Raw genomic sequence first — 23404 nt, forward strand, 5'->3', positions numbered from 1 at the left:
CTCGTTGCGACGATCGAACCCGGCGAATGCAAAAACTACTTCACAAACGCCGGATACGCTTCCGTCAAAACGTGAAAGACTCTAGCCTCGCACGGCGTCCGGTTCCTCGAGATGGTTCACGGCGCTCCACCGGGAAGGAGCAACGGCCGGCACCCTCACCAGCTTGAAGTAGCTGTAATACAGCAGGAACGATCCCATGATGTAGGGGTTGAGGGTCTCGACCTCGACGAAGGAGCGGATGAACAGAAGCACCATGACGCCGGCAAGAATCACCGAGTCGGCTTGCCATGTCCTGAATATCAGCGCCGAGACGTGACCCCAGAGCGTGCGCAGGATGATCAGCGAAAGCAGTGTCGCACCGACGAAGCCGAGTTCCACCAAGGTCTCGATGTAGGTGTTGTGGAAGTGGAAGCCGCTTCGCGCGGCGATGTAGAATTCGTTCCACAGCCGCTCGGCCTCGGAGAAGCCCTGCACCCAATAGGCCGCGTAGCCGACGCCGAGGATGGGCGCTTGCTGCGCGGCATTCCAGCCCTGCTGCCAGAGGTAGGTTCGTCCGGTGAGCGTCGAATCCTTGCCGAAAAGGCCAAGGACAAAATCCATCAGCCCGAGATTCAGCGCAATCACGGTGCAGGCGACCAGCGCGCCCGCACCGATCATGAAAATCACCCGGCGATGTCGGAGCGAAAGCAGCTTGCCGATGGAAAGCAGGGCGACCAGAGCCAGAACCCCTGGGGTCGATGCCATCGAAGTGGCCGAATGCGACACGACCAGCAGATAGCCCGACAGAAGGACAATCGGTACGATCAACAAAAAGCTTATCCTGCCGCGCCTGAGAAAGGCGAGGTAGACAACGCAGAAATAGATGCCAAGCGATGCGACAAAGCCAATCTGGTTCTTGGAGCTGAACGCGCCGACGAAATTATACGTGCCATCGAGAACGTCATAGGAATAACTCGCGACCTTGAGCGAGTAGAGCAGGACGACGAAAATCCCGATCAGGGCGCCTATGGTCAAGGTCCGGACGCTGACGGTGCGCGCGGCAATATAGGCGCAGGCGATGTGGGAGCAATATTGGACGGCTGTCCTTGCCGTGGTGCCGGGAGCTGCCGACCAGAACACCGAGAAGCAGACATAGGTCGCAAAGGCCAGCGGAAGCCAGGCGCTGGAAGCGTGCCTTAATATCTTCCGGTAGTCGACCAGGATGAGCGGCAGCCAGACTGCATAGTAGGCCAGGATCATAGCCTGGCCGAAAATGGTCGAGTAGGAGAACGCCCAGATAGAGACGGCAACGGCAAAGCTGCCATAGACCGTGTTCTTGTCCGGATCGATCAACAGAGATTTTGGAATCTTCATCTCGGTAGCGGTTTTCCGTCCTTGCAGCTCAATGCCGATTTCATGGGCCGATTCATCGGATCGATGGGAGGCTCGCCTGCAGGCGCTCGCATTGTGCAGTGCAATATAACCCATCCGGCGCCGCCTGTCACCCGGATGCCAACCGGGCGCGTCGTTCCTGCAGTTCTCTCAGTACGGGACGAGACGATTTGGGCAGGAGGCAGTCCCGTCCAATTGCCCGGTGCTGGCCCATCACAAGCTGTTCTGAGGTTGCAAGTCCGCGCTTGAACTTGTCGGCCGTTGACTTCACATTCGCCGCCAATTGGGAGGAAGACCACATGCCGATGAGTTTCGCGGGACGATTTGCCGGACGATCTGCTGTTATCACCGGCGGCGCCTCAGGCATCGGCCTGGCGGTCGCGCAAAGGATCACTGACGAAGGCGGGCGTGTTTCGGTCTGGGATCGCGATGCCGCCCAGATCGAGCAGGCCAAGGCCAGTGTTCCAGGCCTGCACAGCGTGACCCTCGACGTCGCCGACCCCCTAGCGGTCGAAGCCGCCGCCGGAGAGACGATCAAAGCGCTTGGCGCAGTCGATGTGCTTGTCACCAGCGCTGCCATCACCGGACCGAACATGACGGCCTGGGAGTATTCGGTGGAGGATTGGCGCCGGGTCATCGACATCAACATCAACGGCGTCTTCTTCTGCAACAAAGCGCTGGTCCCGCATATGCTCGAACGCAATTACGGCAGGATCGTCAACATCGCCTCGATTGCCGGCAAGGAAGGTAACCCGAACGCCTCGGCCTACAGCACCTCCAAGGCGGCGGTGATCGGCATGACCAAGTCGCTCGGCAAGGAGTTGGCCAAGACCAAGGTGACGGTGAACTGCGTCACGCCGGCGGCCGTGCGCACCGCAATCTTCCAGCAGATGAGCCAGCAGCACATCGACTTCATGCTGTCCAAAATACCGATGGCGCGGTTCGGCGAGGTCGAGGAGGTGGCGGCGCTGATTTGCTGGATCGCGTCCGAGGAATGCTCGTTCACGACGGCTGCCGTCTTCGACGTCTCCGGCGGCCGAGCGACCTACTGAGGCAGGCCGGACGCAAACCGCCCGACCGCATCGCGGCGCCTCAGTCGTGAAGCTCCCGCGAGATCGGCGGGCCGATCGAAAAATCGCTGAATGTCACTTCGAAGCCCTCGCGCTGCGGCGAACAGCACATCATGCCGACATCGACCGTTTTCGACGGCGGGAAATAGGCAAGCCGCACCGGTTTCCAGTGCTTGTCGGTCGCGTCCAGATACTGGACACGGATCGTCTCGGCATGGCGGGTCAGGCGGATCCTGACCCCGTCCGGATCGGCCGAAATGCTGGCCAGCGACCAGTCGGAGGCATCGTTGGTGACGACGACGGAAAAATACATCAGCCCGTCGGTGTATTCGATGCCGGCCTTGATCCAATGGGTCTGGCTCAGGCGGACCATAAGCCCGGCCTGATCGTAAAGCACCTCATAGTGCCCCTTGACCGTGACTTCGGCGCTGAAATCGCCCTCGACCTCACGATAGAGGAAATGGCCATTATCACGCCAGAAGCCGTAGAACGTCTCTCGCCAGAAGTCGGTCTCCTTGCCGGTCCGCACATGCACCGTATTGTTGCCGAAGGCATGGTGCGGCGGCGGATTGAGCCAGGTCAGGTCGGTATTCTCAGATGTCATCGACTTGCTCGCCTGCCTGGCTGGTCTGCCGCCTTTTCTTAGCCGGCAAACGTGTAAGCGGTCTTCACCGTGGTGTAGAACTCTGCGGCATAGCGGCCCTGCTCGCGCGGGCCGTAGCTCGATCCCTTGCGCCCGCCGAAAGGCACGTGGAAGTCGACGCCGGCAGTCGGCAGGTTGACCATGACCATGCCGGCTTCCGAATTGCGCTTGAAATGCGTGGCATGCTTGAGGCTCGAGGTGCAGATGCCGGACGTCAGCCCGAACGGCGTGTCGTTGGCCACAGTCAGCGCCTCATCATAATCCTTGACGCGGATGACGTTGGCGACCGGTCCGAAAATCTCCTCGCGCGAGATGCGCATGGCGTTGGTGGTTTCGGTGAACAGCGCCGGTTGCAAATAGAAGCCGCGGGTTTCACGATCGAGCCGCTCGCCGCCGAATGCAAGGTCCGCGCCTTCCTGACGGCCGATGGCGATATAGTCTTCGTCCTGTTTCAACTGGCTCTGGTCGACAACCGGTCCGATCTGGGTCTTGGCATCGAGAGCGTCGCCGACGACCAGCTTGGCCATGCGGTCCTTGAGCGCCTCGACGAAGCGGTCGTGGATGCCGTCCGTCACCACCAGGCGGGACGACGCCGTGCAGCGCTGGCCGGTCGAGAAGTAGGCACCGTTGATGGCGCAGTCGACCGCGACGGCAAGGTCGGCATCGTCGAGCACGACAAGCGGGTTCTTGCCGCCCATTTCGAGCTGGAACTTGCGCATGTGCTCGACGCTGGCGGCGGCGACACGCTTGCCGGTGCCGACAGAGCCGGTGAAGGTAATGGCGTTGAGGTCAGGGCTGTCGAGCATAGCCTGGCCAACCACCGAACCTTTGCCCATCACCAGGTTGAGCACGCCCTTGGGCAGTCCGGCGCGGTGCAGGATGTCGACAATGGTCCAGGCGCTCTCCGGAACGAGTTCCGCCGGCTTGAAGACGATGGTGTTGCCGTAGGCCAGCGCCGGAGCGATTTTCCAAGCCGGGATGGCGATCGGGAAATTCCACGGCGTGATGATGCCGACGACGCCGACCGCTTCGCGGGTGATCTCGACGCCGACGCCGGGCCGCACGCTTGGCGCCAGCTCGCCCGACAGGCGCAGCGTCTCGCCGGCGAAGAAGTCGAATATCTGGGCGGCACGGACAGTCTCGCCGATGCCCTCGACCAGCGTCTTGCCTTCCTCGCGCGCCAAGGCCCGGCCGATTTCATCTTTCCGCGCGGTGATCTCGTCCGACGCCTTCCTCAGCACCGCGTGGCGTGCCAGCAGGCCCGATCGCGACCATGCCGGAAATGCCGCCTTCGCCGCCGCGATGGCCTGCCGGGCGTGCTCGGCGCCTCCCGATGCATATTCGCCGACCACGTCGTCGAGATTGGACGGGTTGATGTTGCGGGAGCCGGCATCGCCCACCCACTCGCCATCGATGAGGTTCTTTCGAAACGGGATCATGTCGCTGTCTTCCTTGTCGTCCTTCGATCGCCGTCTATCTGGACCACCGACCGCCGCACCGCAAGGCCGAAGGCAGGCAAACTTCTCCTCCTCGACAGGCATGTGATAGGTGTCGGGGCGGGAAAGACGATTCTAGTGTGGTGCGACGCGGATCGCACGGGAGGAAAGGTATCATGTCCGACAGCGCCTTGCCGCTGGTGATCAGCGCACCCGAACCGCGCACGCTCGACCTGATCTTCACGCCGGCTGCGCTGGCGAAATTTCGATCGAAATACCGCATCGTCGAAACATCGCCCGAAGGCGTCGCGGCGCTGCCGGCCGATGTGCTTGCCGAGACCCGCTACATCGTCGGCCAGCCACCTATCGCGCCGGAGACGCTGGAAAAAATGAAGGCGCTGCGCTGCATCTTCAATGTCGAGAGCAACCTCATCAACAACATGCCCTACGAGACGCTGTTTTCGCGCGGCATCCATGTCGTCACCACCGGGCTGGTCTTTGCCGAACCGGTGGCCGAGCTCGGCCTTGCCATGGCGCTCAACCTTGCCCGCGGCATCGTCGATGCCGACCTCGCTTTTCGTCAGGGCAAGGAGCTGTGGGGCGGCGACGGCAACCGGACGGCGCGGCTTCTTTCCGGTGCGGATGTCGGCATCATCGGCTTCGGCGATCTTGGCCGTGCGCTCAACCGGCTACTGTCGGGCTTTCGCACGCAGATAAAAGTCTTCGACCCGTGGCTGCCGCCGTCGATCCTGATCGAAAACGGCGTCGAGCCGGCCTCTCTCGACGACGTTCTGTCGAACAGCGATTTCATCTTCGTCGTCGCTTCGGTGACCAGCGAAAACCAGGGTTTCCTTGGTGCCGAGGCGTTTGCCAGGATGCACAAGGGAGCCGCTTTCATCCTGCTCAGCCGAGCCGGAGTGGTCGATTTTCCGGCACTGATGGACGCCGTCCGCAGCGGCCATATCGTCGCCGCCAGCGATGTTTTTCCTGAGGAGCCTCTGGCCCAGGATCACCCGGTCCGCACATTGCCGGGATTCCTGCGCTCCGCCCACCGGGCCGGCGCGCTCGACATCGCCTTCAAGCGGATGGGCGACATGGTGCTGGAAGACATGGACCTGATCGACCGCGGCCTGCCGCCGATGCGTTCGAAGCGGGCCGAGCGTGAGACCGTTTCGCGAATGCGTTCAAAACCGGTCGACAAGAATTAAGCCGTCTGCCGACGGTCGCACATGCTCAGACGGTGAAGGACCAAAACAGGCAGGCCAGTGTCGCTGCGGCAAAGACGACGAAGAACAGGCTTCTCAACAGGATGTTGTGGCGCAGCTCGTTGATGAAGAGATGGCATCCGACGACGGCTGCGACAAACAGGAACCGCCAGTTCAGCAGCGCCGAGAGCACATCGCGCTGACCGAAAGCAAATCTCGCGGCGAGACATCCAACGATGACCGCAAACAACACGATGACCGTCCAGAAGATCGCATCGGCGGCATGTGTCAGGACGATGCCAGCGAGCCTGATCGGCAGAACCATCATCAGCAGTGCGCTGAAAAAATAGATCGCCGCGAGCGGAATGAACGTCCCCGCATCGGCGACGTCGCTCAAGCGCTTGGCGCCGATCGCGCCATAGGGATAGCCATGCCTGGCCACCGTCAGGCTGAGCGCCATCAGCAAGGCCGCCAGCACGGCGGCAAGCGCGAATGAGGTCAGGGCTTTGCTCATGGGGTTCCCGTTCCGAACGAATCGAAGTCAGAACGTTGGTAGCCCATGGTTTGTAAATTGCTAGTAAGCATCATGCAGCGGCGCGGCAGAGTTCCTCGGCACATTCACTCCGCAGCTTGAAGACGCCGACCGTCGATAATGGTCTTGATCTCGGCGCGGCAAGAGCCGCAATTGGTGCCGGCGTGAAGCGCGGCGCCGATTGCCGCGACGCTGGTGCAGCCGCCGCGCACCGCTTCCGCGATCTGGTTGGCACCGACCCCGAAACAGGCGCAGACGATGGCACCGCGGTCGACGCTCTTGCCGCCCGGCCGCCCGGCGACAATCGCCAGCCGCGCCTGCCGATCGGCATGGTCGGCACCCAGTTGTTCGACCGCCCAGCCGCGCGACACCGCTACCGGGGTCGGCGCAAGATAGAGCGCGCCGACCAGCCGACTGCCCGCGAAACGAGCGAAGCGATGGTGCCCGCCGGCGATGTCGTGATAGGCGAGCGTCTCGCCTTCCATGCCTAACAGGGAGGCGGCAAACCCGGTCCAGTCGCGGCCGGACCGCAGCGCAATTTCGAGGCGCCAGCCGGCGGGGCTGCGAGCGAGGCTCCAGTAATCGGCGTCGATGGATGCGGGCCGTTCGGCAAGCACGGCGAATCCGAAGGCCGTGGCGGCGAACCGCTCGATGCGGGCGGCAACGTTCTTCGAGGCCGGCTGGCCTGAAATCGCATCGGTCGTCGGCGCGACCAGTGCATCGATACGCGCGCGGCCGGAGAACTGATCGGTCCAGTGCATCGGCACGAAAACCGAGCCTCGGCGTTGGCGCACCGTCACCAGCGCGCGGACTAGCACCTCGCCATAAGCCGTGGAGACGCGGACGATGTCGGCATCGCCGATGCCATAGTGCTGCGCATCCGCCGGGTGGATTTCGACGAACGGTTCGGCCATGTGCTGCGACAAGCGCGGGCTCTTGCCGGTCCGCGTCATGGTGTGCCAGTGGTCGCGAACTCGCCCGGTGTTGAGCACCAACGGGTAGTCCGGGTTGGTGCGGGTTTGTGCGGCTGGGCGGATGGCAATGAAGCGTGCCTTGCCGTCGGGCGTGTAGAAGCCGCCGTTGGCGAAGAAGCGGGTGCTTTTGCCCTCCGGCTGGCGCCAGGCACCCCCCTCTGGCCTGCCGGCCATCTCCCCCTCAAGGGGGGAGATTGGCAGTTTTGCCGGTACCGCCTTTTCAGCAATGGTAACGATTGGCGAAACCTGTGGCGACATCCAATCTCCCCCCTTGAGGGGGAGATGGCCGGCAGGCCAGAGGGGGGTGCCTTGGCTCGGCGCTGGCCATTGGAACGGCAGAAGATCCTCATAGGTCTCTGCACCGATATCGCCATACGCGCCTATATCAAAATCGCGCGCCCCGTCATTCTCGAATGTCGACAACGCGGCATGCTCGGCGAAGATGTCGGCCGGCGACACATGCGAAAACGCCTCGCCAAAGCCCATCCGCTTGGCGACTTCAGCGATGATCCACCAATCTGGCCTTGCCTCGCCGGGCCTGGCCAAGAAAGCCCGCTGGCGCGAGATGCGGCGCTCCGAATTGGTGACGGTGCCGTCCTTCTCGCCCCATGCCGCCGCCGGCAGCCGGACATGAGCATGGCGGACCGTGTCGGTCTCGCCCAGCACGTCCGACACCACGACAAACGGGCAGGCCTTGATCGCCGCTTCGACCGCATCGGCATCCGGCATCGAATCGACCGGATTGGTCGCCATGATCCACAGCGCCTTGATGCGTCCGTCGGCCACCGCTTGGAACATCTCGACCGCTTTCAGGCCGGGTTTTTCGGCGACGGTTGGGGCATTCCAGAAGCGCTGCACGCGGTTGCGGTGCTCGGGGTTTTCGATCTCCATGTGGGCGGCCAGCATGTTGGCCATGCCGCCGACCTCGCGGCCGCCCATAGCATTGGGCTGGCCGGTCACCGAAAACGGCCCGGCGCCGGGCTTGCCGATGCGGCCGGTGGCTAGATGGCAGTTGATGATGGCGTTGACCTTGTCGGTGCCCGAAGACGACTGGTTCACGCCCTGGCTGTAGACGGTCACCGTCTTCGCCGTCGCGGCAAACAGGCTGTAGAAGCGGGCCAGTTCGTCCTCACTGAGACCCGTGGCAGCCGCGATGCCGGCAAGATCGAGCGCCGAGGCGGCGAAAAGCGCTTGCCCGAAGCCGGTCGTGTGCGCCGTGATATAGGTGCGGTCCAGTGCGTTGTGCTGGCCGAGATAGGCGAGCAGCCCTGTGAACAAAGCGACATCGCCATCGGGCGCGATCGCCAGATGCATGTCCGCGATATCTGAGGTCATGGTGCGGCGTGGGTCGATCAGCACCACCTTCATCTCGGGCCGCTTTTCCCGGGCGGCGGCAATGCGCTGGTAGAGCACTGGATGGCACCAGGCGAGATTGGAGCCGACCAGCACGATCAGGTCGGCAAGTTCCAGATCCTCGTAATTTCCCGGAACGGTGTCCGAGCCAAAGGCGCGGCGGTGGCCGGCGACCGACGAGGCCATGCACAGGCGCGAATTGGTGTCGATATTGGCCGAGCCGATGAAGCCCTTCATCAGCTTGTTGGCGACGTAATAGTCCTCGGTCAGCAACTGGCCGGAGACGTAGAAGGCGACCGCGTCAGGGCCGTGCTCGGCAATGGTTTGCGAGAAGGTCGAAGCGACAAGGTCGAGCGCTTCGTCCCAGTCGGTGCGGCGACCGTGGATCTCCGGGTATAGCAACCTGCCGTCGAGGTCGATGGTCTCGGCCAGCGCCGAGCCTTTGGAGCAGAGCCGGCCGAAATTCGCCGGGTGGTCCGGGTCGCCACGAACGGTTATTTCGCCGTCCGCGGCGACCTTCGCCAGCACGCCGCAACCCACCCCGCAATAGGGGCAGGTGGTCCTCACCTCGCGCGCTTCATCAATCTGCATGGTTCACGCCGCGCAGCTGGCCAGCGCTTCCAGCGCTATGAACAGCCGCTCGCCGTCGATCCGGACCGCAATGGTGCGCACCGCGCCCTCGTCGGCGCCGAGCGCCTTGCCTGTCTCCAGCGAGATCACCCAATTGTGCAAGGGACAGGTCACCGCCGTGCCATGGACGATGCCCTGGCTGAGTGGCCCACCCTTGTGCGGGCAATGGTCGTCGATGGCAAAGACCTGATCGTCGGCCGTGCGAAAGACGGCGATCTTGCCTTCGGGCGTGGCTACGCAGCGCGCACCGCGACGCGGAATGTCCGAGAGCGTGCCAATTGATACCCAATTCATGTGGCCATTCCTCTTTTGCGCGTGTTCTTGTCCGAAAACCGCATTCCACTCGGGAACACGCGCCTACTCCGCCGCCTGCGCAAAGCCGACCGAAGCCATCGGCCGGAATTCATGCTTGTCCTTGCCGGAAGCACGTTCCGACCACGGATCGACCTGGGCGAATTTCTGCGAAAAGACGAAGCGGTCGAAATAGGTCTTGCGCTTCTCGCCATCGTCCATGATCTGGCGCTTGATCTCGGCGATGCCGACGCGCTTGGCCCATTTGTAGATACGCTCGAGATAGCGGCCCTGCTCGCGATACATCTGCGTCAACGCCACGATATGCTCCAGCGCCTCGTCCTCGGTCTTGACCAGGCCGAGCACTTCGGTGCCCTTGATGTCGAGGCCAGCGGCGCCGGCGAAATGGATTTCGTAGCCACTGTCGACGCAGATCACGCCGACATCCTTGCAGGTCGCCTCGGCACAGTTTCGCGGACAGCCCGACACCGCCATCTTTACCTTGGCCGGGGTCCACGAGCCCCACATGAATTTTTCGATACGGATGCCCAAGCCGGTCGAATCCTGCGTGCCGAAGCGGCACCAGTCCGAGCCGACGCAGGTCTTCACCGTGCGCAGTCCCTTGGCATAGGCGTGGCCGGAGACGAAGCCAGCCTGGCCGAGATCGGCCCACACCGCCGGCAGGTCCTCCTTGCGGATGCCGAGCATGTCGATGCGCTGGCCGCCGGTGACCTTGACCATCGGGATCTCGAACTTGTCGACGACGTCGGCGATGGCGCGCAATTCGGCGGCGTTGGTGACCCCGCCCCACATGCGCGGCACCACCGAGTAGGTGCCGTCCTTCTGGATGTTGGCGTGGACGCGCTCGTTGATGAAGCGCGACTGGTAATCGTCGGCGTATTCGTCGGGCCAGTCGCAGACGAGATAATAGTTGAGCGCCGGCCGGCACTTGGCGCAGCCGCAGGAGGTCTTCCACTCCAGCTCCTGCATGACGGCGGGAATGGTCTTCAGGCCCTTGGCCTTGATCAGCCGGCGGACCTCGTCATGGCCGAGCGCGGTGCAGCTGCACATCGGCTGGACCGCCGCGGGGTTGTATTTGTCGCCGATGGTCAGCACCATGAGCTTTTCGACCAACCCGGTGCAGGAGCCGCAGGAGGCCGACGCCTTGGTGTGGGCGCGCACGTCATCGAGCGAGGTCAGGCCCTTGGCCGTGATCGCGCCGGTGATCTTTCCCTTGCATACGCCGTTGCAACCGCAGATTTCCGCATCATCCGGCAAGGCTGCAACGGCCGCCATAGGGTCCAGGGGGGCGCCTCCCTGGTAGGACTGGCCGAAGATGAGCGTATCGCGCATCTCGGATATGTCGGTCTGCTTCTTCTTGAGGTCGTTGAACCAGGCGCCGTCCGCCGTCTCGCCATAGAGCACGGTGCCGATGATGCGGTCGTCCTTGAGCACCAGGCGTTTGTAGACGCCGGCCGCAGCATCGCGCAGCACGATCTCCTGGCGGTCATCGCCCTCGGCGAAGTCACCGAGCGAGAACAGCTCGATGCCGGTGACCTTTAGCTTGGTCGGCGTGTCCATGTGGACGAAAGCCGCCGCCTCATTACCGGCCAGATGGTTGGCGGCGACGCGCGCCATCTCGTAGAGCGGCGCGACCAGTCCGTAGACCTGGCCGTTGACCTCGGCGCATTCGCCGATTGCGTAGATATCGGGATCGTTGCTGCGCATGCCGGCGTCGACGACGATGCCGCGATTGACGGCAATGCCGGCTTCCTTCGCCAGCGCCGCATTCGGCCTGATGCCCACCGCCATGACGACGAGCGTCGCCGGGATGATGGTGCCGTCGGCAAGCTCCACCCGCTCGACCTTGCCGTTGCCGGTGATCGCCTGGGTGTTTGCCTTGGTGATGACCTTGATGCCGCGCTGCTCGACGGCGCGCTGCAGGAGATAGCCGGCGGCCGGATCGAGCTGACGCTCCATCAGCGTCGGCATGACGTGCAGCACGGTGACGTCCATGCCTTGCGCATTCAAGCCCGCGGCTGCCTCGAGCCCGAGCAGGCCGCCGCCAATGACCACGGCCTTGGCCCGCGACTGGGCGGCAAGCATCATCGCCCGGACGTCGTCGAGATCGCGATACGTGAGCACGCCGGGCAGATCATGGCCTGGCACCGGAATGATAAACGGCACTGAGCCGGTGGCGATGACGAGCTTGTCGTAGGGCTCGGTCACGCCATGATCGGAGGTGACGGACTTTGCCTGCCGGTCGATGGCGACGATCTTGTGGCCCTTGTAGAGGGTGATGCCGTGCTTGATGTACCAGCCGTCGCCATGGATGATGATCTCCTCATAGGCCTTTTCGCCCGACAAAACCGGCGACAGCATGATGCGGTCGTAGTTCACGCGCGGCTCGGCGTTGAAGATGGTGACCTGGTAGCGCCCAGGCGCCTTTTCCAGGAGGTGCTCCAGCATGCGCCCAGGGGCCATGCCGTTGCCGATGATAACGAGTTTCTCGGTCATGTCCTGATCCACTCCGGTCTCACTCAGCCGCGTAGGAAAGGCCTGAAGCTTCGTCAGACGCCGTGCGCTCCATCCGCCGGATGGAAAAATGCATCCAGGCAAAGCAGGTGGCGACGATGACGAAGAGCAGCATGAAGCAGCTCGACCAGACGCCGGTGAGGTCGTTGAGCGCGCCGAAGACGATTGGCAGGATAAAGCCGCCGAGCCCGCCAATCATGCCGACAACGCCGCCGACCGCGCCGACACTCTGCGGATAGTAAGCCGGGATGTGCTTGTAGACGGCAGCCTTGCCAAGGCTCATGAAGAAGCCGAGCACACAGGCAACGGCTATGAAGGCGAGCGGGCCGACCTCGAAATGGAAGGCGATCGGCCCGCTGACACCGCGCACGACGTAGTCTGCCGAGGGGAGAGACAGAACGAGAGTCGCGGCGGCACTGACAGCGAAGGTCCAGTAGAGCACGGTGCGGGCGCCGATCCGGTCGGACAGCACGCCGCCATAGGCGCGGAAAATACTTGCCGGAATTGAATAGGCCGCGCCGATCATGCCGGCGGTCGCAAGCCCGAAGCCGTAGACGCCGATCAGGTAGCGGGGCAGCCACAGCGAGAGCGCCACGAATGCACCGAAGGCGAAGAAATAATAGAAGGCGAAACGCCAGACCTGTAGGTTCTTGAGCGGCGCGAATTCCTGCAAGAAGCTTCCCGCGGGTGCAGCCTTGCCGTGGCGGCGCTCGCGAATGACCGGATCGTCGCCGGTCGTGAACCAGAAGACGGCGGCCATGACGACGAGTGCTGCCGCCCAGATCAGCGCGACCGACTGCCAGCCCCAGGAGAGAAGCACAAACGGTGCCAGGAATTTGGTGACCGCGGCGCCGACATTGCCGACACCGAAAATGCCAAGCGCCGTACCCTGCTTGCCGGCCGGGAAGAAGCGCGAGACATACGCGACACCGACGGCGAAGGAACCGCCGGCGAGCCCAACGCCAAGCGCAGCGACCAGCATCTGCCCGTAGGTGTGCGCAAAAGCGAGCAGGAAGGTCGCGACCGCCGCCGCAAGCATGGTCGCGGTGTATACCAGCCGTCCGCCAAAACGGTCGGTCCAGACACCGAGCACCATACGCACGAGCGAGCCGGTGAGGATCGGCGTGCCGACCAGCAGGCCGAACTCCGTCTCGTTCAGCCCCAGCTCCTGCTTTATGCGCACGCCGATGATTGAAAAGATCGTCCACACCGCGAAGCAGACGGTGAAGGCGATGGTGGACATCACAAGCGCCTGCCGGGGAGCACTGTCCTGGCTGGGCGCGGCTGGGAGATTTGCGGTCATTTTCTGGCTCCGATTTGCGGCGTGGGAGGCACCGCCCTTGTCTGTTCGTTCGCGACTGTCAGCGGCGCGGCATCGCCGTCAGCGCGCTGCTGGCCAGAAAATCGCGGCGCGTGACGTCCGCGAGGGACGCCCCAGTTCCGATCCGTTTCATCATCGTCGTCTCCGGTTGGGCGCCGCTTGGGACCAGCGCCGTCGATTGCGTCAAAACAAAAAAGCCGCCGGCCAGGTCTTCGCGTCCGGGGTTCCGGGAGCGCGTGTGGACCTGAGCGGCAGCTTTGCCTGTGGCGCCCGCCATTGGACGCCGTGTCACTTGGCCCTTGCGGACCTACATTTTGAAAAGCAGGAAGCGTGCCAATTCGACAGCGCTCAGAATTATCTAATGAAACCAATGTGAACCGCAGCCGCGCGACTCTTGACCAAGCTCGGCAGCGGATCAAAGATTAGTCAGAATGCCTTGCACAGCAGCATAATGTTTGTGCAATGCGGTAGATTGCCCATTGCCGATGCAGATTGCCAATGATGATGACGAGTTTCCGGTTATTGCCTTACTCCGCGGCTTCGACGAAGCGGTGGCGTTCGTAGAGGAATTTCAGCACCGCCTCGCGGCAGCGCAGGAAGGTGCGGTCGGAGGAAAGCTCGATGCGTCGGCGCGGCCGGGCAAGCGGCACGGGAAGAACCTCGCCGATGGTGGCCGCCGGACCGTTGGTCATCATCACGATGCGGTCGGACAACAGCACCGCCTCGTCAACGTCATGGGTGATCATGATCGTCGTCGAGCCGAGCCTCGAATGGATATCCATCACCGCGTCCTGAAGATGGGCGCGCGTCAGCGCGTCGAGCGCGCCGAAGGGCTCGTCGAGCAGCAGGATCTTCGGCTCCATGGCCAGCGCCCGGGCGATGCCGACGCGCTGCTTCATGCCGCCCGATATCTCGGCCGGACGTTTGTCCTTGGCATGCGCCATCTGCACGAGATCGAGATTGCGCATGATCCAGTCATGCCGCTCGGCCCGGCTCCTGCTCCGGCCAAAGACCTTCGTGACTGCCAAATTGATGTTTTCGTAGACGGTGAGCCATGGCAGCAGGCTGTGGTTCTGGAACACCACGGCGCGTTCCGGGCCAGGGCTGTCGACTTCCTTGTCCTCGAGCAGGACGGCGCCGGCGGAGACCTTGGTCAGGCCGGCGATCAGGTTGAGCAAGGTCGATTTGCCGCAGCCAGAATGGCCGATAATCGAGACGAATTCACCCTTGTCGATGGTCAGCCGGATATCCTTCAGGACGTCGCTGACCTGGCTGCCGCGGGCGAAGGATTTGTCGATATGGTCGAGCTTCAGATAGGCCGTCATCGTCCCTCTGCTCACTTTGCCGTTGTGCCGCGGGTGACGAAGACGCCGACTGCCGCGACCAGGCGGTCGAGGCAGAAGCCGGTGACGCCGATATAGGCGAGCGCGACGATGATGTCGGGCAGGCGGGACGAGTTCCACGCGTCCCAGATGAAGAAGCCGATGCCGACGCCGCCGGTCAGCATTTCGGCGGCGACGATGGCCAGCCACGACAGGCCGATGCCGATCCGCAATCCGGTGAAGATGTAAGGCGCGGCCGCCGGCACCATGATCTTCACGAAGAACTCGAGCTGGTTGAGCCGGAGGATACGGGCGACGTTGCGGTAGTCCTCGGGGATGTTGCGGACACCGACCGCAGTGTTGATGATGATTGGCCAGATCGAGGTGATGAAGATGACGAAGATCGCTGACGGGCTGGAATCGCGGAACGCCGCCAGCGACAGCGGCAGCCAGGCGAGCGGCGGCACCGTGCGCAGGATCTGGAAGACCGGATCGAGGCCCCGCATCGCCCAGATCGACTGGCCGACGAGCGCGCCGAGCGCGACGCCGACGATTGCCGCCAGGCCGAAGCCCATGGCGACGCGCTGCAGCGACATCAGCACCCGCCAGGCGAGTCCGATGTCCTGCGGGCCATTGTCGAAGAACGGGTGGGCGATCAGGTCATAGGCCTCGTTCCACACCTGGCTTGGCGGTGGCAGGCTGGCTGTGGGCGACGAACAGGCGACCTGCCAGACGACGAGCATGATGGTGATAACAATGACCGGCGGCACCAGCGTGCTTGCCAGCTTGCCGGCGATCGCGGCCGGGTCGAAGCGACGCCGCGCCCTGGCGGTGAAAGCGATGACCTCGGCGGGCTTGGCCGGTGCGGGGAACGGCTTCACCTCGCTGTCCTCGATGGCTTGGATAGACATTGTTTCGAAAAACTCTTTGGCGGCACGTGAAAGGCAGGCGGCGCTGCCACCGCCTGCCGCGCGTCTATGTCAGGCTCAGGCCGACACCTTGATCTTCAGGCTGTCGAGATAGGCCGACGGGTTCTCCGGATCGAAGATCTTGCCGTCGAAGAAGGTTTCGGGGCCGCGCGACGTAGACGCCGGAATATCGGCCGCGGCGACACCAAGGTCCTTGGCCGCCTCGCGCCACAGATCCTCACGGTTGACTTGGCCGACCAGTGCCTTGATGTCGGTGGTCGGCGCGAACTTGCCCCAGCGAATGTTCTCGGCGAGGAACCAGCTGTCGTGGCTCTTGAAGGGATAGGACACGCCGCCCTGCCAGAACTTCATATAGAGGTCGGTGCCGTTGGCGACGCGGCCATTGCCGTAATTGATGTCGCCCTTGAGGCGGCCGATGATGTCGGCGGTCGGCACGTTCATCCACTGCCGCTTGCCGATGATAGCGGCCATCTCGTCCTTGTTTTCTTTTGCTTCGCACCATTGCTGGGCTTCCATGACAGCCATCAGGATCGCCTTGGTGGCGTTCGGGTACTTGTCTATGAAGGCGGCGCGCAGGCCGAGCGCCTTTTCCGGATGGCCCTTCCACAGTTCGCCGGTGGTGGCGGCGGTGAAGCCGACGCCCTGATGGACGAGCTGCTCGTTCCACGGCTCGCCGACGCAGAACACGTCCATGTTGCCGACCTTCATGTTGGCGACCATCTGCGGCGGCGGCACGACGATGGTCGAGACGTCCTTGTCGGGATCGATGCCGCCGGCGGCCAGCCAGTAGCGCAGCCAGAGGTCGTGCGTGCCGCCCGGGAAGGTCATGGCGGCCTTCACCTCCTTGCCTGCGGCCTTCTTGGCAGCGAAGGCTTCCTTCAGCTTTGAGGCGTCGAGGCCGACGCCGGTGCCGGCATATTCCTGGGCGACGGAAATGCCCTGGCAGTCGTAGTTGAGCCGTGCCACGATCGCCATCGGCAGCGGCTGCTTGTTCTGCGTCACCTTGCCCGTGTGCATCAAATAGGGCATCGGCGTCAGGATATGGGCGCCGTCAATGCCGTTGGCTTCGCCGCCGAGCACCAGATTGTCGCGCGTTGCCCCCCACGACGCCTGCTTGAGCACTTCGACATCGGGCATGCCGAATTTTTCGAACAGGCCTTTTTCCTTGGCAATCATCAGCGGTGCCGCATCGGTCAGCGCGATGAAGCCGAGCTTGGCGCCGGTGACTTCCGGCGCGGCCGCCGCGGCATAGGCGCCGGAGGGCAGCAGCGCACGCGCCGCCGCCAGCGTTGCCGCGGTGGCCGCGCTGATCCTCAGGAAATCCCGGCGGCTGATCGCCGTTTGGGCGGAATGGCTCTTGATGCGTTTCGTCATCGTCATCTCCGGTTGGGCGCGGCTTGGGATCGGCGCCGTCGATTGCGTGTTCGACCAAACAAAAAAGCCGCCGGCCAGGCCTCGCGCGTCCGTCCATCCGGGATCGCGTGTTGACCTGAGCGGCAGCTTTGCCTGTAGCGCCCGCCATTGGACGCGCATTCCGTGACTCCGAGAAGAGTCTGCCTATTACAAAGCAGGAACCGTGCCAGTTTCGGAATGGACGACAAACATCAATGAGATCAACGGCATGCCAAAATCGTCGGCGCGCCGGCCCGCTGGGCGAGCAAAGCCAAAGATTGTTCATTAGCGCATTTGCACGCACATTTTTTGTGCAGCGCACAAGAATGCCGCGGAAATGATCAGGCTTCGGCGCGCGCCAATTTCTGGCCGGCAATGTAGGCGTCGATCTCGTCGGGATCGAATATCTGGCCATCGAAGAAACCGTCGGGACCGAGCACCAGGCTTGCCCCCGCCGAACCAACTGGAGTCGCGGCCTTCAGCGCGCCCTCGACCTTGGCATTGGCACCGGGAAGCGCCACGCCAAGCGGCTTCAACGCCGAGCGGTAGAGATCGGGGCGGTAGCAGTCGCGGGCAACAGCGAGGTTTTCCGGCGTATGCGCGACATGCCCCCAGCGTACCATCTGCGTGTAGAACCACAGCGCATGGCTCTTCCATGGGAAGTTCGCCGCCTTGTCGAAGGGCAGAAAGAAGTCGCCGACGCTGAGTTCGGCGCCGCCGCCGAGCGCAAGATGGCCGCTGAGGATCGGCATCTGCAGCGCCGGCGCCAGACCAAGGAAGGCCGGTTGCGCCATCAAGGCCGCGAGTTCGTCGCGGTTTGCCGGATCCTGGCACCAGCGCGCCGCATGATGCAGCGCGCGCAGCAGGGCCGAAAGCGCGTCCGGCTGTTTTTCCGCCCAGGCCTTGCGCACGCCGACGACTTTCTCCGGGCTGGTCTTCCAGATGGCCGCCTTGACCGTGGCGATATGGCCGGTGCCGGCGACGACAGAGGCGCTGTTCCAGGGTTCGCCGACGCAGTAGCCGTCGATCCTGCCGGCCGCGAGCGCGTCGGCCATGAAGGGGGGCGGCACGATGACGATTTCGATCTCATGCGACGGGTCGATGCCGCAGGCGGCGAGCCAGTAGCGCAGTTCGTAATTGTGCCCGGAGTGCGGATGGACGACGGCAAAGCGAAGCGGATCGCCGCCGGCATTCGCCCGTTCGCGGATCAGCGCCCCCAACGCCTTGCCGGCCCGCGCCGGATCGAGGTCGGGTCGGGCGTCGTGCGCGGCCATGCCCGCCCAGACGGCGTTCGAAACCGTGACGCAATTGCCGCCAAGGCCGAGCGAAAACGGCACGACCGTGTCGGAGGCGAGCGGCGTCAGCCCCAGGTTGCAGGCGATCGGCATCGGCCCCAGCATATGCGCCAGATCGAAATGGCCGATGGCGATGCGGTCGCGGATGTTGGCCCAGGACGTTTCCCGGTTGAGCGTCAGATCGATGCCTTCACGCAAGGCGAAGCCGATTTCCTTCGCTGCGACAAGGACAGCGCTGTCGAAGAGCGGCATGAAGCCAGCATTGATCCGGTGCTCGGCCGCCATTCTCAACTCTCCTCGGGATCCAGAAGGCCTGCCGCCGTCACCAGGCTCTGGGCGATTTCGGCGATCTTGCGGTTCTGGTTCATGGCGGTCTTGCGCAGCAGCGTATAGGCCGCGTCCTCCGACAGGCCGCGCGACTTCATCAATATGCCCTTGGCGCGATCGATCACCTTGCGGCTTTCCAATTCGCTGCGGGCTTCTTCCAGTTCGCGCGCCATGCGCGAAAACGCGTTGAAGCGGCTGATCGCCATATCGAGGATCGGCTTGACGCGCTCCTGGCGCAGGCCGTCGACGACATAGGCCGACACCCCGGCTTCCACCGCGGCTTCGATCGACGCCTGGTCCGAGCGATCGACGAACATGGCGATCGGCCGCTTCACCACGCGCGAGAGCTGGAACATGTTTTCGAGCATGTCGCGGTTGGGATTTTCGAGGTCGATGACGATCACGTCGGGTTCGATCTCGGCGATCCGCCGCGCTATGCCGGTGACGTCGTGGATGACCGTGACCTGCTGATGGCCGGCCTCCCGCAGTCCTGCTTCGATTATCGAAGCGCGGATGTGGTTTTCATCGATCACCAGGACAGTGAGGGATTTGCGGATCATGCCGCATTTTGCGCAGGCGAGGCGATTGTGCAATGCGGCATGGCGAGATTCACGCAAACAAAGCCGGGCGCCGCCTGAGCATTGGATGCGACGGCCAGCGTCGCGGGCGGCCGTCGGCGACTACGAATGGGCAACGCGCCTGTCCGGCGTCCGCTACTGGCGGGTGATCACGGCACTCTACGTCATCTCGAGCGTACTCGCCGGCACTGCTCTACATCGCCTGATCAAGGCGCTGTCGCTCGTCGAACCGCTGGTGCTGCCTTCGGTGGCCGCGGCGGCTACACCGGCACCATCATTGGGGCGCTGATCCTCACCGTGCTGACGACGCTGCTGACCATCCTGCAGATGCCGGAAGGAGCGCGGCGGATTTTGTTTGGGCTGATCATGCTGTTTGTCACGGCGGCTTATTTGCGGATTATTGAGGATCGGCAGGGGGCTGACGCGAGCAGCTGCTTTTGACCCGAAGCAGACTCTCGCAAACGGAGCCGTGCATGACAGCTTGCGCCGCACGGCAGTCATTCCTACGGTCCCGTCGATTCACCAAGAGCGGACATCGCTAAGGCAGCTTTGCGCTATCAACGGTCATTGATCGATGGAACCCACTGGCATCGCCCTCATAGCCAAAAGACGAGCGTATGTCCTGACGAGAGCAAGTCGGCGATCCAAAGCGATGCGCTCCTTAGTCGGGAAGGCCAGCCTTGCGGTAACCTTCGACGAAGCGCTGGAGCACTTCTTCGTCGTCGAATGGCTGCGATGTTGCCCAGTGCCTGATGCTGAAATAGGGATCGCTCATCAGGAAGAATTCCGCCTCTTGACGGGCTTCGTCAAGGCGCCCGAGCTGCGCGAGGGCTGCCGCTAGGATGCGCCGCGACGTGGTGCGGTAGGTTTCCGGCTTGCGTAAGGCATCGACCGCAGATTGATAGTCGCCGAGCGCATAATAGGCTTGGCCCGCCATCCAATAGTACCACCCTGGAGGGTGCGGATTGAGCCGCAACGCCCGCTTCACGAATTCGACGCCCTTGACCGCGTCGCCCCTTAAGGTGATGAGATCCGAGCGCATCGCCCAGGCATCGGCATGATTGGGATCGAGCTTGAAGGTCGCCTCGAACTCGGCATCCGATTCCCGGAAGCGCCGTTCGTGACCAAGTATGATGCCCAGCAACCAGCGGTTCCCGGCATCGTTAGGGTCGAGCGCCACTGCCCGCTGCGCTTCCGCGAGCGCGCGAGGCTGGTTGGTTTCCTTCGGCTCGTTCCAGAACAGCCAGCCGAGCCAAAGATTGAGGGCCAGCAAGCTATGTGCTTCGGCATAGTCGGGATCGAGTCCGATCGCCTTTTCCAGGAGCATGCGCGCTTCCCGCGCGCCTAACCCGGTCTGAAAACTGACGCCGCGGGCTCGGACGCAGAGGTCATAGGCTTCGAGACTCGTCGGCCGTTTGCGCGCCGGCTGTCCGGCCAATCGGCCGACAAGGGCTTCGACGATCTTGGCCGTGACCTCGTCCTGCACTGCAAAGATATCCTCGAGGCTGCTGTCGTAGCGCTCGGCCCAGATATGATCGCCGCCGACCGCGTCGATCAGCTGCGCATTGATGCGCACGCGCCCCGCGGCGCGCCGGGCGCTGCCTTCAACCACATAGCGCACCCCAAGATCACGTGCGGCCAAACGCACATCGACCGGCCGTCCCTTGTAGGCAAAGGTCGAGTTGCGCGCGATTACGAAGAGGCCAGCGCAGCGAGAGAGATCGGTGATCAGGTCTTCGGTCAAGCCGTCGACAAAGGTTTCCTGCTCCGGATCGTTGCTCATGTTGGTAAAAGGCAAGACCGCGATCGAGGGCCTGTCGGGCAATTCCAGCGATGTCAGTCGGCCGGCCGGAGCGGCTCTCGGAAGCTGCAGGTTCACACGATAGCAGTATATCGGCTCGGCTATATTCTTTACCCGCTGCTCGCCCATGGGCTCGAACGCAAACGCCAACTTCTGCCTGACCTCCTTGGACACCTTCTCTGAAACGCAGATGCCACCGGGCTCGGCGAGTTGTTGGAGGCGCGACGCCACGTTCACGCCCTCGCCATAGCGATCGTCCCCTTCGACGATCACTTCTCCAAGGTTGATTCCGATCCGGACTTCGAAGCGCTGGTCTTCGGCGACGCTCGCGTTACGCTCTGCCATTCCGCGCTGAAGCGTGACCGCGCATTCGACCGCATCCACGACGCTGCCGAACTCCGCCAGCAGGCCGTCCCCCATTAGCTTGAAGATTCGCCCATGTCGCGTCGCGATCTCCGGCTCGAACAGCTCTTTGCGGCCACGTTTTAGCCGGTCGAAGGTGCCGGCCTCATCCGCCTCCATGAGCGCCGAGTATCCGACGACATCGATGGCAAGGATGGCAGCGAGCTTCCGCTCCATGTGAGCCTCAGTGAAGGTTCGCGACACGCAGGCCGCACGCCAGAGGCAAGTAGGGCCGGCGCTTCCGGCGTGCCCTCACCGGCCTCTATACCACAGATCACGCCTCTTGAGACTATGGCTCGCGCGACGCCTTGGCTCACCTGCCGCGGCGCCCCTGACGAGCGAGTCCCACCTATCCCGCCGTTTGTTCGCGGCAGTTGCCTCGCGACCGGACTGTGACCCCTTTGGCTCAAACGTTTCCCTTAGGCCGTGCTCGTTTGAAGGCCTGAAAAGGGGTCGATACATGACAGTCCCAACGGCGTTCGCGGAGGTCGCGATACGGCGCAAAGCGGTCCGCACTAAGACACGAAGGTCGGCTCTTTAGCCCAATCATCCCGAAAGCGGATCTTCCGATGTCGGCCCAAACGCGACATCTGAGTAGTGGTTCGGCGATGACCGCTCTTGGCGCTTTGCTGATCTTGAGCGACGTCAGCTTTCGCCCAAACCGCCCCGCCCCCATCACACAGCCAAACTCCCCTGCTCCGCCTCCGCGGCACCGGGATCGCCCGGCGCCGTCGCCCAGGCCAGTTCCACAAGCGTCACCGTCCGCCGTCCGACCCCGTCGAGCTGGCACACGATCAGCCCCTCTCCTCGATATAGGTCAGCAGGCGCCGGGCGCGGCGTAGCGAGTGCGAGCCATAGGCGCGGGCGATCGCCGCGTCGCTCGGGCAGGGCCAACCTTCCTTGGCCGCGCGGGCGATCATCATGAACACGCCCTGCATATCCTCGGGCAGCAGCGAGGCGCGCGCCGAGACGTCCTGCCATGCGTCACCGCCGGCCATGTCGGAGCCGAGGCCGGCGCGGGCGCGCGTCAGCATGCGGCGGAACTCCGGCAGGTCCGGCACGACCGAGGCGAGGCCCTCGATGCGGCAGCGGACCACGAACTCCTGATAGAGCACGCCGATGACACGGAAGCCGGCATCGGGTTGCGCCAGCACGGCGCGCAGCACCCGGTCGACGCGCTCGCGCCGCTCCGCCAGATCCTCAGCGCTGATCGGCGGCTCCACCGGTTCGGGGCGGATTTCCAGCGCCGCCGATTTCGCCGCCATCAGCTGATCGAGCAGGTCCGGCGACGACCGGCGCTGCGGCCGGACGGTTTCCGGCGGCGGCGCCGCCAGGATGATGGCGCGGGCATCCTCCAGTGCCGATTCCGGCAACGGCATCAGGCGCGGGGTCGCGTTGCGCGGACTTGTATCGGTCGGGCCGATGCGCAGGCCGAGCGGACGGCGCGACAGCGCCGGGCCGAGCGCCATGAATTGCCCGCGCTCGAGGTCGCGGAAAGCCTCAGCCTGGCGCCGCTCCATGCCGAGTAGGTCGGCGGCGCGCGCCATGTCGATATCAAGAAAGGTCCGGCCCATGAGGAAATTGGAAGCCTCGGCGGCGACGTTCTTGGCGAGCTTGGCCAGCCGCTGGGTGGCGATGATACCGGCAAGCCCGCGTTTGCGGCCACGGCACATCAGATTGGTCATGGCGCCGAGCGAGAGCTTGCGCGCCTCGTCTGAAACCTCGCCGGCAACCGCCGGCGCGAACAGCTGCGCCTCGTCGACCACCACCAGCATCGGGTACCAGTGGTCGCGGGCGACCTCAATCATCCCGCCTAGTGCGAGCACGTTCTCAAATCTGTGCACAACTTGTACAATTGGTCGAGCGCTGCGAAGCTTGGTATCGACGGCTTAATCCTGCGGAGGCCGAGGGCGAGGTGAAAGCGGCTAACTTTGCCCGCCTCAGCTACAAGGAGAATCTAGAACTCATCGTGGCAATGGGACAACGCACAAAACCTT

At 63.6% G+C, this 23404-nt stretch carries 17 protein-coding genes and 2 pseudogenes; 3 read left to right on the forward strand and 16 right to left on the reverse strand.

Features of this window, described 5'->3' with window-relative positions:
* Positions 1-81: 81 nt before the first annotated feature.
* Positions 82-1353, reverse strand: a complete 1272-nt coding sequence (locus NKI95_RS30420) for an O-antigen ligase family protein (protein WP_352721495.1) — start codon at positions 1351-1353, stop codon at positions 82-84.
* A 317-nt stretch (positions 1354-1670) separates the two neighbouring features.
* Between NKI95_RS30420 and NKI95_RS30425 the strand changes: the two genes are divergently transcribed.
* Positions 1671-2423 (forward strand): SDR family NAD(P)-dependent oxidoreductase, encoded by a 753-nt coding sequence (locus NKI95_RS30425; protein WP_352721497.1) that lies wholly within the window; start codon positions 1671-1673, stop codon positions 2421-2423.
* 40 nt (positions 2424-2463) lie between these two features.
* Here NKI95_RS30425 and NKI95_RS30430 read toward each other — a convergent pair whose 3' ends face one another.
* Both NKI95_RS30430 and NKI95_RS30435 read right to left on the reverse strand, forming a co-directional pair.
* Entirely contained in the window at positions 2464-3045 is a 582-nt protein-coding gene (locus tag NKI95_RS30430; RefSeq protein WP_352721499.1) for a DUF1349 domain-containing protein, read from the reverse strand.
* Between the two features lie 38 nt (positions 3046-3083).
* Positions 3084-4520 (reverse strand): aldehyde dehydrogenase family protein, encoded by a 1437-nt coding sequence (locus NKI95_RS30435; RefSeq protein WP_352721553.1) that lies wholly within the window; start codon positions 4518-4520, stop codon positions 3084-3086.
* 176 nt (positions 4521-4696) lie between these two features.
* On the opposite strand from NKI95_RS30435, the gene NKI95_RS30440 reads away from it, so the two are divergent.
* Positions 4697-5728 carry a hydroxyacid dehydrogenase gene (locus tag NKI95_RS30440; protein WP_352721500.1) on the forward strand — a complete coding sequence of 344 codons (1032 nt, stop codon included), beginning with the start codon at positions 4697-4699 and terminating at the stop codon, positions 5726-5728.
* Positions 5729-5753: 25 nt separating this feature from the next.
* Here NKI95_RS30440 and NKI95_RS30445 read toward each other — a convergent pair whose 3' ends face one another.
* The 11 genes from NKI95_RS30445 to NKI95_RS30495 all read right to left on the reverse strand — a co-directional run bounded on the left by NKI95_RS30445 (position 5754) and on the right by NKI95_RS30495 (position 19186).
* A complete protein-coding gene (locus NKI95_RS30445; RefSeq protein ID WP_352721501.1) occupies positions 5754-6239 on the reverse strand; it encodes a hypothetical protein in 486 nt (161 codons plus the stop codon).
* 104 nt (positions 6240-6343) lie between these two features.
* On the reverse strand, positions 6344-9175 hold the full coding sequence (locus tag NKI95_RS30450; RefSeq protein ID WP_352721502.1) for a nitrate reductase: 2832 nt from the start codon (positions 9173-9175) through the stop codon (positions 6344-6346).
* Positions 9176-9178: 3 nt separating this feature from the next.
* Positions 9179-9508, reverse strand: coding sequence for a nitrite reductase small subunit NirD (gene nirD, locus NKI95_RS30455; protein WP_352721503.1), 330 nt, complete (start codon positions 9506-9508; stop codon positions 9179-9181).
* 63 nt (positions 9509-9571) lie between these two features.
* On the reverse strand, positions 9572-12022 hold the full coding sequence (nirB, locus tag NKI95_RS30460; protein ID WP_352721505.1) for a nitrite reductase large subunit NirB: 2451 nt from the start codon (positions 12020-12022) through the stop codon (positions 9572-9574).
* A 19-nt stretch (positions 12023-12041) separates the two neighbouring features.
* Positions 12042-13343, reverse strand: a complete 1302-nt coding sequence (locus NKI95_RS30465; protein WP_352721506.1) for an MFS transporter — start codon at positions 13341-13343, stop codon at positions 12042-12044.
* 58 nt (positions 13344-13401) lie between these two features.
* Positions 13402-13638 carry a hypothetical protein gene (locus tag NKI95_RS30470; RefSeq protein ID WP_352721508.1) on the reverse strand — a complete coding sequence of 79 codons (237 nt, stop codon included), beginning with the start codon at positions 13636-13638 and terminating at the stop codon, positions 13402-13404.
* Positions 13639-13888: 250 nt separating this feature from the next.
* Positions 13889-14686, reverse strand: coding sequence for an ABC transporter ATP-binding protein (locus NKI95_RS30475; protein WP_352721510.1), 798 nt, complete (start codon positions 14684-14686; stop codon positions 13889-13891).
* Positions 14687-14697: 11 nt separating this feature from the next.
* Positions 14698-15594 carry a nitrate ABC transporter permease gene (gene ntrB, locus NKI95_RS30480; protein ID WP_352721512.1) on the reverse strand — a complete coding sequence of 299 codons (897 nt, stop codon included), beginning with the start codon at positions 15592-15594 and terminating at the stop codon, positions 14698-14700.
* A gap of 75 nt (positions 15595-15669) precedes the next feature.
* Entirely contained in the window at positions 15670-16986 is a 1317-nt protein-coding gene (locus NKI95_RS30485; RefSeq protein WP_352721514.1) for a CmpA/NrtA family ABC transporter substrate-binding protein, read from the reverse strand.
* Between the two features lie 359 nt (positions 16987-17345).
* Positions 17346-18584: a CmpA/NrtA family ABC transporter substrate-binding protein gene (locus NKI95_RS30490; protein WP_352721516.1), complete on the reverse strand. Its 1239-nt coding sequence runs from the start codon at positions 18582-18584 to the stop codon at positions 17346-17348.
* Positions 18585-18586: 2 nt separating this feature from the next.
* On the reverse strand, positions 18587-19186 hold the full coding sequence (locus tag NKI95_RS30495) for an ANTAR domain-containing response regulator (RefSeq protein ID WP_352464414.1): 600 nt from the start codon (positions 19184-19186) through the stop codon (positions 18587-18589).
* A 109-nt stretch (positions 19187-19295) separates the two neighbouring features.
* Between NKI95_RS30495 and NKI95_RS30500 the strand changes: the two are divergent.
* Positions 19296-19645 (forward strand): annotated as a pseudogene (locus tag NKI95_RS30500) (ABC transporter permease); the annotation flags it as partial.
* Between the two features lie 220 nt (positions 19646-19865).
* On the opposite strand, the gene NKI95_RS30505 reads toward NKI95_RS30500, so the two are convergent.
* Positions 19866-21584 carry an adenylate/guanylate cyclase domain-containing protein gene (locus NKI95_RS30505; protein ID WP_352721518.1) on the reverse strand — a complete coding sequence of 573 codons (1719 nt, stop codon included), beginning with the start codon at positions 21582-21584 and terminating at the stop codon, positions 19866-19868.
* A gap of 498 nt (positions 21585-22082) precedes the next feature.
* Positions 22083-23224 (reverse strand): annotated as a pseudogene (locus NKI95_RS30510) (ATP-binding protein); the annotation flags it as partial.
* Positions 23225-23404: the final 180 nt, after the last annotated feature.

Source organism: Mesorhizobium sp. M0306, assembly GCF_040321655.1.
Lineage (GTDB): Bacteria > Pseudomonadota > Alphaproteobacteria > Rhizobiales > Rhizobiaceae > Mesorhizobium.

Coding starts and splice junctions, on each gene's coding strand:
- NKI95_RS30420 (WP_352721495.1), bottom strand. CDS start 1,353: ATGAAGATTCCAAAATCTCTGTTGATCGATCCGGACAAGAACACGGTC.
- NKI95_RS30425 (WP_352721497.1), top strand. CDS start 1,671: ATGCCGATGAGTTTCGCGGGACGATTTGCCGGACGATCTGCTGTTATC.
- NKI95_RS30430 (WP_352721499.1), bottom strand. CDS start 3,045: ATGACATCTGAGAATACCGACCTGACCTGGCTCAATCCGCCGCCGCAC.
- NKI95_RS30440 (WP_352721500.1), top strand. CDS start 4,697: ATGTCCGACAGCGCCTTGCCGCTGGTGATCAGCGCACCCGAACCGCGC.
- NKI95_RS30445 (WP_352721501.1), bottom strand. CDS start 6,239: ATGAGCAAAGCCCTGACCTCATTCGCGCTTGCCGCCGTGCTGGCGGCC.
- NKI95_RS30450 (WP_352721502.1), bottom strand. CDS start 9,175: ATGCAGATTGATGAAGCGCGCGAGGTGAGGACCACCTGCCCCTATTGC.
- nirD (WP_352721503.1), bottom strand. CDS start 9,508: ATGAATTGGGTATCAATTGGCACGCTCTCGGACATTCCGCGTCGCGGT.
- nirB (WP_352721505.1), bottom strand. CDS start 12,022: ATGACCGAGAAACTCGTTATCATCGGCAACGGCATGGCCCCTGGGCGC.
- NKI95_RS30465 (WP_352721506.1), bottom strand. CDS start 13,343: ATGACCGCAAATCTCCCAGCCGCGCCCAGCCAGGACAGTGCTCCCCGG.
- NKI95_RS30470 (WP_352721508.1), bottom strand. CDS start 13,638: ATGGCGGGCGCCACAGGCAAAGCTGCCGCTCAGGTCCACACGCGCTCC.
- NKI95_RS30475 (WP_352721510.1), bottom strand. CDS start 14,686: ATGACGGCCTATCTGAAGCTCGACCATATCGACAAATCCTTCGCCCGC.
- ntrB (WP_352721512.1), bottom strand. CDS start 15,594: ATGTCTATCCAAGCCATCGAGGACAGCGAGGTGAAGCCGTTCCCCGCA.
- NKI95_RS30485 (WP_352721514.1), bottom strand. CDS start 16,986: ATGACGAAACGCATCAAGAGCCATTCCGCCCAAACGGCGATCAGCCGC.
- NKI95_RS30490 (WP_352721516.1), bottom strand. CDS start 18,584: ATGGCGGCCGAGCACCGGATCAATGCTGGCTTCATGCCGCTCTTCGAC.
- NKI95_RS30495 (WP_352464414.1), bottom strand. CDS start 19,186: ATGATCCGCAAATCCCTCACTGTCCTGGTGATCGATGAAAACCACATC.
- NKI95_RS30505 (WP_352721518.1), bottom strand. CDS start 21,584: ATGGAGCGGAAGCTCGCTGCCATCCTTGCCATCGATGTCGTCGGATAC.